Genomic DNA, 13,186 nt, shown 5'->3' with positions numbered 1-13,186 from the left:
GCCCCGGCCGACCGCCGGCGCGGAGGAGCCCGCGGCGGAGGAGCCCCTGGTGGCGGGGCCGCTCGCGACCGTGCCGGGGCGGGCCGGGACGATCCGGCTGTCCGAGGCGACCGGGCGCTGGGTGGTGCTGACCACCGTCCTCGGCTCCGGTATGGCCCTGCTCGACAGCACGGTCGTCAACGTCGCCCTCCCCCGTATCGGCGCCGATCTCAACGCCGACCTGGCGGTCCTGCAGTGGACCGTCAACGCCTACTTGCTCACCCTCGCCGGGCTGATCCTGCTCGGCGGTGCGCTCGGCGACCGGTTCGGCCGGCGCCGGGTCTTCGTCGTAGGGATCGTCTGGTTCGCGCTGGCGTCTCTGGCGTGCGGGCTCGCGCCCAACGCCGTCATGCTGATCGCCGCGCGCGCCCTCCAGGGCATCGGCGGTGCGCTGCTCACGCCCGGCTCGCTCGCCCTGATCCAGTCGACGTTCCACCCCGATGACCGGGCGCGGGCGGTCGGCGCGTGGTCCGGGCTCGGCGGGGTCGCAGCGGCGGTCGGACCGTTCGTCGGTGGCTGGCTGGTCGACGGGCCCGGCTGGCGCTGGGTCTTCCTGCTGAACGTGCCGTTGGCCGCCATCTGCGTGCCCGTGGCGATGCGGCACGTCCCAGAGACGCGCGATCCGCAGGCGCACGGGCGGTTCGACGTGGCTGGTGCTGCGGTCGGCGCGCTGGCGCTCGGCGCGATCACGTACGCCCTGATCGACGCGCCCGAGCAGGGCGCCTCCCCGGTCATCATCGGCGCGGCAGTCGCCGGGCTGCTGCTCGGCGCCGTTTTCGTACGGATGGAGCGACGGCGCGCCGACCCGATGGTGCCGCCGCAGATCTTCGCGTCACGCCAGTTCACAGCCGTCAACGCGGTGACCTTCTGCGTGTACGCCGCCTTCGGCGGGTTCTTCTTCCTGTCCGTGCTCCAGCTGCAGGTCGTCCTCGGGTACTCGGCGCTCGCCGCCGGAACGGCGCTGCTGCCCACGACCCTGCTGATGCTGCTGCTGTCCGCGCGCTCCGGGGAGCTGGGGCAGCGGATCGGGCCGCGCATTCCGCTCACCGCGGGGCCGCTGCTGTGCGCGTGCGGGATGCTGCTGATGCTGCGGGCCGGGCCCGGCTCCTCGTACTGGGCCGATGTGCTGCCCGCGCTGCTGGTCCAGGGCTTCGGCATGGTGCTGCTGGTCGCGCCGCTGACCTCGACCGTGCTGGCGTCGGTCGTCGTGGAGCGCGCGGGGCTCGCGAGCGGCGTCAACAACGCGGTGGCGCGCGCGGGCGGGCTGATCGCGGTGGCGGCGCTGCCGCTGCTCGCGGGGACGGGCCCGGAGGCGTACCGGTCGGCGACGGAGTTCGACCAGACCTTTGAGCGGGCGATGACGATCTGTGCCGGGGTGCTGGTGGTGGGGGCGCTGATCGCGTGGCTGGCCGTACGGTCCGATGTCCTGGCGCCTGCGGCGCCGGGCGAACCGCAGGTCTGCCGCGCGGAGTGCCGCACCCACTGTGCGGTCGCCGCACCCCCGCTCGACCCCGGCGAACCCCGCCCCACCCCGGCGCCGGGCACGGTGGGCGCCTAGGGCACGCGTGGCCGGCGACCCCAGGCCTTGGGTGCCGGCAGGGCCCGCCCCGGCGGGTCCGGCGCCTCGTCGCGCGTGACGGCCTTCCGTTGTCGGTCCAGTCTCGGTCCAGCAGCGTGACCTGCAGGTACGAGATCGGGACCGCACGGCCCCGACGGGCTGAGGTAGGCGTCGCGGACCCGGAAGGTCTGCCGACTGCCTGCTCCTTGGGAAGGGGCGCGTGGGTCGGAATTCCCGGGGTGGAGGCTTCGCGTTCGCGGCGCGCTGATCCGACTGCCCGCTCTTGAAAGGGGCGGGCGGGTGGGGATTGTCGGGCGCGGGGCGCCCGGGGTCCGTGGCCGCAGCAGGGGTCCGGGCACCTGGCCGAGCGCAGCCGCCGGGTGGTGGCCTCGATCCGTGTGGCTGAGTGGGGACGCCGGCGTGGTGGGCGCGGCAGGGCGGTACCTGCTCGACCGGCCGCCGTCGGTGGCCGGCCGTGGTCGCCGGGCCTGTGCTGGGGGCCTGCGCGGTTGGTGGTCGGCAGGGTGGCGTCCGCTCGAGCGCACGCCGTCGCGGCTGGGCACGCGGGAGCGGCATCCGGGTCGGCCGATCCGGCAAACTTGGGGGCATGGCCATTCACGAAGACCTCCTCGGGGGCCCGCCCCCGACCCACCTCCCCGACGACCCCGAGCCGCGCGACCTGCTCGCCTCAGGCGCAGCGCCGGCCGACGTGGCGGCGAAGTACCCGGCCTCCTCTCTGGCCTGGGCGCAGCTCGCCGACGACGCGTTCGAGGCCGGTCGGGTCGTCGAGTCGTACGCGTACGCCCGTACCGGCTACCACCGCGGGCTGGACGCGCTGCGCCGCAGCGGCTGGAAGGGACACGGCCCGGTGCCGTGGGAGCACGAGCCGAACCGCGGCTTCCTGCGGGCGCTGCACGCCCTCGCGCGCGCCGCACAGGTCATCGGTGAGCAGGACGAGTACGAGCGCTGCACCACCTTCCTGCGCGACTCGTCCCCGACGGCCGCCGACACTCTCTCCTGATCACGCGGCCGGGCGCGCGGGTACCCGCGGTGGTACCCGGGCGGCCGGCCCAAGGGCCCGCCTGCGGTAATCGCCCAGGCGGGCCCTTGCCGTACCGCGCGGGTGCCACGGATGATGCCCTCGTCGATGCGGCGAATCCGGATCGACGAGGGGACCGGGGCTCCGATGCCGAGAGGAAGGAGCGGACCGCTACCCGGTAGCTCGTACGAGGAGACAGCGATGTCGCAACAGCCCGACGCGCGCAGAACCGGTCCGGAAGCGAGTCCCGTAACGGGTACCGAAGTCGGCCCCGGGGCCGACCCCGGAGCCGGCCCCGAAACCGGTGCCGAAGCCGGTGCCGAAGCCGGACCGGAGACCGGGTCCGAAGCCAGTCCTTGCACCCCGAATCTGGACTTCGCGGGCACGACCCCCTACGAGGACTACGTCCAGGCGGACGTCCTCACCCACCTCCAGCACCCGCTCTCCGACGACCCCGGCGAGATGGTCTTCCTGGTCACCACCCAGGTCATGGAGCTGTGGTTCACCGTGATCGTCCACGAGTGGCGGACCGCGGCCGAGGCGCTGCGCCAGGACGACCTGCCGGTCGCGATGGCCGCACTCCGGCGCTCCACCTACGAGCTGGAGTCGCTCAACGCTTCCTGGAAGCCCCTCGCGCACCTCACCCCCGCGCAGTTCAACTCCTATCGCAGCGCCCTCGGCGAGGGCTCCGGCTTCCAGTCCGCGATGTACCGCCGGATGGAGTTTCTGCTCGGCGAGAAGTCCGCGTCGATGCTCGTCCCGCACCGGGGCGCGCCGCGCGTCCACGCCGAGCTCGAGAAGGCGCTCACCGAGCCGAGCCTCTACGACGAGGTGCTGTGGCTGCTCGCCCGCCGCGGGTACGGCATCCCGGCCGCAGTCCTGGAACGCGACCCGGGCCACCGCCACCAGCCCGACCCGGCCGTCGAGCGCGCCTGGCAGGAGATCTACTCCGGGCCGCAGGACGCCGAGCTGGTCCAGCTCGGCGAGGCGCTGACCGAGGTCGCCGAGCTGGTGTGGCGCTGGCGCAACGACCACCTCGTCGCGACGCGGCGGGCCATGGGCGCCAAGGCCGGGACCGGCGGCTCGGCGGGGGTGGCCTGGCTGGAGAAGCGGGCGCAGAAGTACGTCTTTCCCGAGCTGTGGACGGCGCGCAGCCATGTCTGATGCCCACTCCGAGCCCTACGCCGAGACCTCCTCCGGACCCTGCTTCGAGGCTCGCTCCGAGGCCGGCTCTGCACCCCGCTCCGAGCCTCGCGCGGAGTCCCTTGAGGCCGAGGCCGCGCGGCGCGACGCCGCGGACGAACTCGCCACGGTGCGCGACCGCTTCGCGCTCGACGACGGCGTCACGTATCTGGACGGCAACTCGCTGGGCGCACTGCCCCGCGCCGTGACGGCGCGGATGGCCGACGTCATCGAGCGCGAGTGGGGCCGCCTGCGCATCCGCTCCTGGGAGGAGAGCGGCTGGTGGGCCGCACCCGAGCGGATCGGCGACCGGATCGCCCCGCTCATCGGGGCCGCGGCCGGGCAGGTGGTCGTCGGGGACTCGACGAGCGTCAACGTCTTCAAGGCCGTTGTCGCGGCCGTCCGGATGGCGGGCGACGTACGCGCGGAGGGGCGCGTGGAGGGACGCGCAGAGGGGCGCGTCGCGGGGGGCGCCGAGAAGCGCGACGAGGTGCTGGTGGACGCCTCGACCTTCCCCACCGACGGCTACATCGCCGAGTCCGCCGCCCGGCTCACCGGCTGCCGCATCCGGGCCGTCGAGCCCGGCGCCGTGCCGGACGCGGTCGGGCCGCGCACCGCCGTCGCGCTCGTCAACCACGTCGACTACCGCACCGGGCGGCTCCACGACCTGCCCGGCACGACGGCGGCCGTGCACGAGGCCGGGGCGCTGGTGGTGTGGGACCTGTGCCACAGCGCGGGCGCGCTGCCGGTCGGACTCGACGCGCACGAGGCCGACTTCGCGGTCGGCTGCACGTACAAGTACCTCAACGGAGGACCTGGCGCACCGGCGTATCTCTACGTGCGCAGAGACCTGCAGCCGCGCTTCGACTCCCCGCTCCCCGGCTGGAACTCGCACGCCGACCCCTTCGGCATGGCGCCCTCCTACACCCCGGCGGACGGCGCCGTTCGCGGCCGCGTCGGCACGCCCGACATCCTGTCGATGCTCGCTCTCGAGGCGGCGCTCGAGGTCTGGGACGGCGTCCCGATCGAGGCGGTGCGGGACAAGAGCCTGGCGCTGACGGACTTCTTCCTGCGGTGCGTGGGGCGGTACGTGCCGCTCGGCCGGGTCGAGTCCGTTACTCCGGCGGCGCACGCGGAGCGCGGCAGCCAGGTCGCTCTGCGCTGTGCAGGGGCGGGCGAGGTGATGCGCGAACTGATCGCCCGCGGCGTCGTGGGCGACTTCCGCCACCCGGACGTCCTGCGCTTCGGCTTCACCCCGCTCTATACGACCTTCGCGGACGCGGAGCGGGCGGCACGGGTGCTGGCGGACGTCCTCGCCGAGGACGGGGGTGCCTGACCCGTGCCGGTACCGGACGCACCGGGTCTCCCCGCCCACCCGCCCCGCGAAGGGCGGGTGGGCGCGGACGGCCGCGCCGAAGCCGGTCCCGGCGCCGGGGCCGCCGGGCCGTCCGCGCCGGACCTGCGGCCCGCCGGTCCGGGCGCATCGGACGCGGGCGCAGCGGAGCCGATGGGCGCAGCTGCTGAATCTGCCGGTCAGCAACTGCCGGATTCTGGGCAAGATCGCCCAGCCGAAGGCTCCGCCCGAACCGCCCGAACGGCCAGAACCGCTCGAACCGCCAGAACCGCTCGAACTGGGCTGACCGCCCCGAGCGGCCGGACCGCCCGGACCGGAAAGACCGGCCACGCTGCCCAGGCCGGCCACGCCGCCCAGGCCGGCCACGCTGCCCAGGCCGGCTACGCCGAGCACAGCGCGGCAGCCGCAGGTGGCCAACAGGGTCCGGATGACGCGGAGATGGCGGCTGTGATGTCGCTCCCGCCCGTGCCCGCGGACGCCACCGTGGCGTACGGCGAACACCCCGACCAGCTCGTCGACTTCTACGCGCCGCGCGTCGGTGAAGGACCTGCCCCGCTCGTCGTCGTGCTCCACGGCGGCGCCTGGCGCGCCCCGTACGACCGGCAGCACATCTCGCCCTTCGCCGCCCACCTGGCGGCGCACGGCTTCGCCGTCGCCTCGGTGGAATACCGCCGCGGCCCGGCCGACGAGGCATCGGACCTCCACCAAGAGATGCACCAGGCGGCCGAGTCGGCGCCCTTGCCGGGGGGCGGCCGCGCCTCCTCTGCCGACTCGCTGCGGAGCAGCGGAACCGGGGCTCCCCCGGACGTCGCGGCCGTTCGGCGAGCGGACCAGACCGCTCCGTCCGCCGGCCGGTGGCCCGAGACGCTGGACGATGTGGCAGTCGCCATCGACCGAATCCCCGAGTCCATCCACGCCTTGACCACCACCGAGGCCGCCGAAGCCGCCCAAGTCTCCCGGCATGCCCGCCCGGACCAGGTGCGGGCGGGTTGGGGCCGCGTCGATACCGCGTGCGTTGTGCTCGTCGGGCATTCCGCCGGTGGGCACTTGGCGTTGTGGGCCGCCGCGCGGCATCGGCAGCCCGTCGGGTCCCCCTGGCATCGGACATCGCCTCCCCCCGTCCGCGGCGTCGTCGCCCTCGCCCCCCTCGCGGACTTTGCGTCCGCCCGGGCGCTCGGTGCGTGCTCCGACGCCGTCGTGCAGTTCCTCGGCGGGCCGGGGGAGTACGCGGCGCGGCAGCCGTACGCCGACCCCGCCGCTCTGCTGCCCACCGGCATCGCCACCACCATCGTGCAGGGCGCCACTGACAACGACGTCCCGCCGCAGGTCGCGCGTGCTTTCGCCAGTGCGGCGGAGCGGGCGGGTGAGCCGGTGCGGCTCGTGGTCCTCGACGGGGCCGGGCACTTTCCGCTCATCGATCCGGCGCGGCCCGAAGCCCGTACCGTCACCGAGGAGATCGGGCGGCTCGCCCGCTGAGTCCGCCCAAACACGTCCGCTGAGCTCGCCCGCCGCACACGCCCGCCGCACACGCCCGCCGCACACGCCCGCCGCACACGCCCGCCGCACACGCCCGCCGAGCAACACTCGCCGAGCACACTCACCGAGCCCGCCCGCTCAGCACACCCGCCGTCCCCCGAGTCATCCCTGAGAAGGACACCGAAAAGTCGGCTGCACCGGTGACGACGTGGCCCCGCCCCATGCGTAGCGTTCTTCGCGTGAACGAGACGACGACACCCACGTGGACCGAGTCCCGCATAGCCCGCGCCGCCTGGCAGGCCCTGCGCGAGGATCTGCTGCAGTCACCGTGGGCCTTCCGGCCTCTGCCGCCGCTGCGCGCCGAGCGGTTCGCCCGCTGGCCGCGGATCGAGCGGCTCGGCGGGCGCTGGCTGCCGCATGCCGCCGTGGGCGCGTGGGCGCTGTTGTTGTGGCTGGTCGATGTCGCCACGTCCAGCAGCTGGTCGCCGTTCGGCGACCTGATCGCGATGGTGGTCGCGGCCGTCCACATCGTCCCGTTGTTCGTGGTTCTCTTCCGGCCCGTGGGCGCGTGGTGGCTGTCGCTCGCCATCACCACCGTCACCGCCTTCGCCGGGGGGTGGCCGGGCGCGGACGCCGTCACGCACCTGACCGTGATGATCCTGGTGACGCTGCGGTCGAAGCCAAGGGTGGCTGCCGAGATGTGGCTGATCTCGCTGATCGTCGTCGGCACGGTGCAGGCCGTCCTCGGCAGCATCAACAGCGGCGAATTCGTCCCCGGTCTTGCGGTCTTCTCCGGATTCACCCTCGCCATCGCCGTCGCCGTACGCGGCTGGTGGCTCGCCCGCGGCAAGGTCGTCGAGCAGGAGACGCTGGTGGCCGACGTGCGCGGCCAGCACACGCTGCTGGAGGAGCGCGCCCGGATCGCCCGTGAGCTGCACGATGTCGTCGCGCACCACATGTCGGTGATCGCGATCCAGGCGGAGGCGGCCCCGTACCGCGTGACCGACCCGCCCGAGGAGCTGACAAAGAGCTTCGCCACGATCCGCGGGAGCGCGGTGGAGGCGCTGGCCGAACTGCGCCGCGTGCTCGGCGTCCTGCGTTTCGAGAGCCCCGAGGCCGACGGCATCCCCGACGCCCCGCAGCCCGACCTGTCCCGGCTGGACGAACTCGTTGACGGCGTACGGGCCGTGGGCCTGGACGTCCGCATCGCGCGCACCGGCGCCGAGCGGCCCCTGCCGCAGGGCGTGGAGCTGTCGGCGTACCGGATCATCCAGGAGGCGCTGAGCAACGCGCTGCGCCACGCCCCCGGTTCGCAGGTCCGCGTCGAGGTGAGTTACGTCCTCACCGGCCTCGGCCTGCGCATCGTCAACACGCCCCCGACCGAGGCCGTCCAGCCCTCCCCCGGCATGGGCCACGGCGTGATGGGCATGCGCGAGCGGGCGTCGATGCTCGGCGGCGAGCTGACGGCCGGGCCCACGACGGACGGCGGCTACGAGGTCGCGGCCTTCCTCCCGGTCGACCAGCCCGCCGACCGGCCCGCCGACCGGCCCGCCGACCGGCCCGCCGACCGGCCCGCCGACCGGCCCGCCGACCGGCCCGCCGACCGGCAGACCGACCGGCCCGCCGACCGGCCGACCGACCAGCCCGCCGACCGGCCGACCGATCGACCTGCCGCCCACGAGGAGTCCGCATGACGATCCGCGTGCTGATCGCGGACGACCAGCTGATGGTCCGCGAGGGTTTCTCCGTACTGCTGGGCGCCCAGCCGGACATCGAGGTGGTCGGCGAGGCCCTGGACGGCCGCGAGGCGGTCGCCCAGGTCGCGGAACTGCGCCCGGACGTCGTCCTGATGGACATCCGGATGCCCGGCATGAACGGCCTCGAGGCCACCCGCAAGATCGCCGCCGACCGGGAGGAAGGCGAAGGCGCCCGAGTCCTCATCCTCACCACCTTCGACCTCGACGAGTACGTCTACGAGGCCCTGCGCGCCGGTGCGTCGGGCTTCCTCCTCAAGGACGCCTCCGCCCGCCAGCTCGCCGACGCCGTGCGCATCGTGGCGGCGGGCGAGGCGCTGCTCGCGCCGACGGTCACCAAGCGGCTGCTGTCCGAGTTCACCCGGCTCGGCGCACCCCGCGCCCCGCGCATGGACCGGATCGAGGCGCTGACCGAGCGCGAGACGGAGGTGCTGGCCCTGATCGCGCAGGGCCTGTCGAACGGCGAGATCGCCGCCCGTCTCGTCGTGAGCGAGGCGACCGTGAAGACCCATGTGAGCCGCGTCCTCGTGAAGCTGGGCCTGCGGGACCGCACTCAGGCGGCGGTGTTCGCGTACGAGATCGGGCTCGTGACCCCGGGCGGATGACGGAGGGTGCCGGGCCGCATGGGGCCGGGGGCTCGCGGGGGCTCGCGGGGAGTACGCCCGGAGCCCTCGGCGGTAGCGTCTGCGCATGAATCCAGCGGTTTCGTGGTTCGATCCGTGGTCCCCCGCATTCGTCGCGGACCCCTACCCCGCGTACGCGCAGCTCCGGGCGGCCGGGCGCGCGCACTGGTTCGAGCGCACCGGCCAGTGGCTGATCCCGCACCACGCCGACGTCAGCGCGCTGCTGCGCGACCGCCGCCTCGGCCGCACGTATCTGCACCGCTTCACGCACGAGGAGTTCGGGCGCACCCCGCCGCCGCCCGAGCACGAGCCGTTCCATGTCCTCAACGCATACGGCCTGCTGGAGCTCGAGCCGCCCGACCACACCCGTATCCGCCGCCTGATCTCGAAGGCCTTCACGGCGCGCACGGTGCAGCGGCTGACGCCGACGGTGGAGCGGCTGGCGGGGGAGCTGGTCGAGGACCTGTGCGAGGCGGGCGGCGGGGACCTGATCGCGGGGCTCGCGGAGCCGCTGCCGGTCGCGGTGATCGCCGAGATGCTCGGGGTGCCGCGCGAGGACCGGCGGCTGCTGCGGCCCTGGTCGGCGGACATGGTCGCGATGTTCGAGATGAATCCGGGCGAGGAGACGGCTCGCAGGGCGGTCCAGGCCTCCGTCGAATTCTCCGCCTACCTCCGTGAGTTGATCGCCGAACGCCGGAAGTCGCCAGGCGAGGACCTGGTCAGCGCGCTGATCGCGGCGTACGACGATCAAGGGGTGGGGCGCGAAGCGCCTCGTTGGAAGGGTGGCGGTGGGCGACAGGCGGGCGAGCGGCTCAGCGAGCAGGAGATGATCTCCACCTGTGTGCTGCTGCTGAACGCCGGCCACGAGGCGACGGTCAACACCACGGCCAACAGCTGGCTGACGCTCTTCCGCCACCCCGAGCAGCTGTCCTGGCTCCGCGCCGCCCCGGCGGCGCTGCTCCCCCGCGCCATCGAGGAGCTGATGCGGTACGACACCCCGCTGCAGATGTTCGAGCGCTGGGTGCTGGACGACATCGAGGTCGGTGCAGCCGGGTCCGATTCGCGCGCCTCCGGCACGACGATCCCGCGCGGCTCGGAGGTGGCGCTGCTCTTCGGTTCCGCGAACCGTGACCCCGCCCGCTTCACGGACCCCGACCGCCTGGACCTCACCCGCGCGGACAACCCGCACATCACCTTCGGCGGCGGCATCCATTACTGCCTGGGCGCGCCGCTCGCCCGGATCGAGCTCGCGGCCTCCTTCGGGGCGCTGCTCCGACGGGCGCCCGGCCTGCGGCTCGCGGCGGAGCCGCGGTGGAAGCCGGGGTATGTGATCCGGGGGCTGGAGGAGCTGGTCGTCGAGGTCTGACCCCGACGAGCGGTCATGGAGATCAGACCTCGACGACCAGCTCGTCGGCGGTCCCTGCCAGGCCGTCTCGAGCCTTCGGCGGGAATTCCGGGCGCGCAATGCCCGGGTGGCGTCAGTTCAGGTCGCGGCGGCGGAAGACCGCCACGCCCGCGGCCGTCAGGAGCGCGGTGAGCACCAGCAGCCACCCGTAGGGCGCCGCCGTGAACTCGCCGCCCGGCAGCTTCGGCAGGTGCCCGAAGGGCGAGATGTTCATGACCGGCTGCGGCAGCTTCAGCGCGGGGCCGATCCACCCGATCGCCAGGCAGGTCCCGACCGCCGCCCAGGCCGCCACCGACGCCTTCGGGAAGGCGCCGAAGAGCAGTGCCGCCACCGCGGCCGGCGCCCACACCGCGGGCAGCTGCGCGAGGGCCGCGCCCAGCACCGGCGGCAGCTGCCCGCCGACGTCCTCGGCCGCGATGCCGTAGCCGATGCCCATCCCGAGCCCGCCGACGAGCATCACGACCGCCGAGCCCGCGAAGGCGAAGACCAGGTGGCTCGCGGCCCAGTGGAACCGGCTCACCGCGCCCGAGAGGACCGGTTCCGCGCGCTCGCCCGTCTCCTCGCCGCGCATCCGCAGCACACAGCCCACCGCGTAGATCGCGGCGACCATGCCGAGCATGCCGGTCATCGAGGCGAGGAAGGCGTCGGTGAGGCCCTCCTGGCCGCCCATCCGCTCGAAGATCTCGCGGGTGTCCTCGTTGCCGCCGACCAGGTCGGCCACGCCGTCGGTCATGCCGCCGAAGACCACGCCAGAGACGGCGAAGCCGAGCGACCAGCCGAGCAGCGTGCCGCGCTGCAGCCGCCAGGCGAGGCCGTACGCGCTGCTGAGGTAGCCCGGTGCGAACGGGACTCCCGGGCGGGCGGGCAGGAAGCTCGCGCCGATGTCGCGCCGCCCCGCCAGGACGTACGCGGCCCCTGCAGTCGCCGCCGCGGCGGCGTACAGCAGGAGCACCGCCCACCAGCGGTCGCCGGCGAAGGGGCGGACGTTCTCGGCCCAGCCGATGGGGGAGAGCCAGTTGAGCGGGGACGACGCGTCGGTGGTCGCCGCGTCACCGGCCGCGCGGAGCAGAAAGGCCAGGCCGATGGCCGCGCCCGCCAGGCCCTTGGCGAGCCGTGCGCTCTCGGTGAGCTGCGCGGTGACGGCCGCGATGCCCGCGAAGCACAGGCCCACACCGGCCAGGGTCAGGCCGAGGGCCAGTGCGCCGCCGCCCGGCAGGCCGAGGCCGCGCAGCCCGAGGGCGACGAAGAGGGCGACCAGGCCGTTGGCGGTGAGGCCCGCGAGCAGCGCCGAGGTGAGCGGTGCCCGGCGGCCCACGATGGCGGAGGAGAGCAGCTCCTGGCGGCCGGTCTCCTCCTCCTCGCGGGTGTGCCGGACCACGACGATCAGGCTCATGACCGCGGCGAGCACGCTGACGAAGGGGACCATGCGCCAGCCGACGATGCCGCCGAGGGAGTCGCTGAACATCGGCCCGTACAGTGCGCGGAGCGAGCCGGTGGTGGTCACCGAGCGCGCCAGGTCGGCCCGTTCGGCTGCGGTGTCGTAGAGCGTCCTGAAGGAGTTCGCGGAGCTGACGACGGAGACGGTCAGGGCGAGGACCCAGACCGGCAGCATCACCCGGTCGCGGCGCAGCGCGAGCCGCAGCAGCGCGCCGGTGCCCGCCAGGTTGTGCGCGCCGCCCGCGCCGCGGGGCGCGATGCCCGCTTCGGCCACGGCGGTCATCGGGACACCGCCCCTTCCGTGGCTTGCGCCCCTTCCGCGGGTTCCGCCCTGTTCGTGTCCGCGCGGACGTCGTCCTGGTAGTGACGGAGGAACAGCTCCTCCAGGGTGGGCGGGGTGCTGGTCAGACTGCGCACCCCGGACTCGCTGAGCTGCCGCAGCACGGCGTCGAGCTTGTCGGTATCGACCTGCAGCCGGACGCGCTTGCCCCGGTCCCCCTGAATCGGGTGGATGGCGAGATCGTGGACGCCCGGGAGCCGGGACAGGCCGTTGGGGGCGCCTGCCAGCTCGGCGCTCACGGACGTACGGGTCAAGTGCCGCAGGTCGGCCAGCGATCCGGTCTCGACGGTCACGCCCTTGCGGATGATGCTGACCCGGTCGCAGAGCGCCTCGACCTCGCTGAGCATATGGCTGGAGAGCAGGACCGTACGGCCGCGCTCGCGCTCCTCATCGACGCAGCCCTGGAAGACCTCCTCCATCAGCGGGTCGAGGCCGGAGGTCGGCTCGTCGAGGATGAGCAGGTCGACGTCGGAGGCGAAGGCGGCGACCAGGGCGACCTTCTGGCGGTTGCCCTTGGAGTACGTGCGTCCCTTTTTGGTCGGGTCGAGCTCGAAGCGCTCGAGCAGCTCGGCGCGGCGGGTCCTGTCCAGCCCGCCGCGAAGGCGCCCGTAGAGGTCGATGACCTCGCCGCCTGAGAGGTTGCGCCACAGGGTCACGTCGCCGGGGACGTACGCAACGCGGCGGTGCAGTTCGACCGCGTCGCGCCAGGGGTCCATGCCCAGCAGCTGGGCGGCTCCGCGGTCGGCCCGGAGGAGGCCGAGGAGGATGCGGATGGTGGTGGACTTCCCGGCGCCGTTGGGGCCCAGGAAGCCGTGGACCTCGCCGGCTTCGACGCCGAGGTCGAGGCCGTCCAGCGCGTGGGTGCGGCCGAAGGACTTGTGGAGGCCGGATACGGTGATCGCCTTCGTCATGCTTCAGAACGTACGCTGATTTCAGAAACTTGTGAAGATTGGGGGAGCTATAAATTGGTCCTCGGGCT

General features: G+C 73.9%; 10 protein-coding genes. 8 read left to right on the top strand and 2 right to left on the bottom strand.

Features of this window, described 5'->3' with window-relative positions; all coding sequences use genetic code 11:
- The first annotated feature begins 151 nt into the window (after positions 1 to 151).
- The 8 genes from ACTWQC_RS26235 (at position 152) to ACTWQC_RS26200 (ending at position 10,391) form a co-directional block, all read left to right on the top strand.
- Positions 152 to 1,597 (top strand): MFS transporter, encoded by a 1,446-nt coding sequence (locus ACTWQC_RS26235; protein WP_443318314.1) that lies wholly within the window; start codon positions 152 to 154, stop codon positions 1,595 to 1,597.
- Between the two features lie 607 nt (positions 1,598 to 2,204).
- Positions 2,205 to 2,618, top strand: a complete 414-nt coding sequence (locus ACTWQC_RS26230) for a DUF3151 domain-containing protein (protein ID WP_443318266.1) — start codon at positions 2,205 to 2,207, stop codon at positions 2,616 to 2,618.
- A gap of 219 nt (positions 2,619 to 2,837) precedes the next feature.
- Complete coding sequence (locus tag ACTWQC_RS26225; protein ID WP_443318265.1) at positions 2,838 to 3,800, top strand: tryptophan 2,3-dioxygenase family protein; 963 nt, start codon at positions 2,838 to 2,840, stop codon at positions 3,798 to 3,800.
- The gene (kynU, locus tag ACTWQC_RS26220) at positions 3,793 to 5,154 is read left to right on the top strand and encodes a kynureninase (RefSeq protein WP_443318264.1); all 1,362 of its coding nucleotides are present in this window, start codon (positions 3,793 to 3,795) and stop codon (positions 5,152 to 5,154) included. Before ACTWQC_RS26225 ends, kynU begins: the two co-directional genes overlap by 8 nt.
- Positions 5,155 to 5,610: 456 nt before the next feature.
- A complete protein-coding gene (locus tag ACTWQC_RS26215; protein WP_443318263.1) occupies positions 5,611 to 6,648 on the top strand; it encodes an alpha/beta hydrolase in 1,038 nt (345 codons plus the stop codon).
- 239 nt (positions 6,649 to 6,887) lie between these two features.
- Complete coding sequence (locus tag ACTWQC_RS26210) at positions 6,888 to 8,342, top strand: histidine kinase (protein ID WP_443318262.1); 1,455 nt, start codon at positions 6,888 to 6,890, stop codon at positions 8,340 to 8,342.
- Positions 8,339 to 9,007, top strand: coding sequence for a response regulator (locus ACTWQC_RS26205; RefSeq protein ID WP_443318261.1), 669 nt, complete (start codon positions 8,339 to 8,341; stop codon positions 9,005 to 9,007). Before ACTWQC_RS26210 ends, ACTWQC_RS26205 begins: the two co-directional genes overlap by 4 nt.
- Positions 9,008 to 9,092: 85 nt before the next feature.
- Entirely contained in the window at positions 9,093 to 10,391 is a 1,299-nt protein-coding gene (locus tag ACTWQC_RS26200; protein WP_443318260.1) for a cytochrome P450, read from the top strand.
- Between the two features lie 112 nt (positions 10,392 to 10,503).
- Here ACTWQC_RS26200 and ACTWQC_RS26195 read toward each other — a convergent pair whose 3' ends face one another.
- Both ACTWQC_RS26195 and ACTWQC_RS26190 read right to left on the bottom strand, forming a co-directional pair.
- Entirely contained in the window at positions 10,504 to 12,150 is a 1,647-nt protein-coding gene (locus tag ACTWQC_RS26195) for an ABC transporter permease (protein ID WP_443318259.1), read from the bottom strand.
- Positions 12,147 to 13,118 carry an ATP-binding cassette domain-containing protein gene (locus ACTWQC_RS26190; protein ID WP_443318258.1) on the bottom strand — a complete coding sequence of 324 codons (972 nt, stop codon included), beginning with the start codon at positions 13,116 to 13,118 and terminating at the stop codon, positions 12,147 to 12,149. The genes ACTWQC_RS26195 and ACTWQC_RS26190 overlap by 4 nt, the downstream gene beginning before the upstream one ends.
- Positions 13,119 to 13,186 lie beyond the last annotated feature (68 nt).

Source organism: Streptomyces sp. 8N616 (assembly GCF_052246385.1).
Classification (GTDB): Bacteria; Actinomycetota; Actinomycetes; order Streptomycetales; family Streptomycetaceae; genus Streptomyces.
Note: the sequence above shows the minus strand (reverse complement) of the source record. Positions and strands in the feature narration are given on the sequence as shown.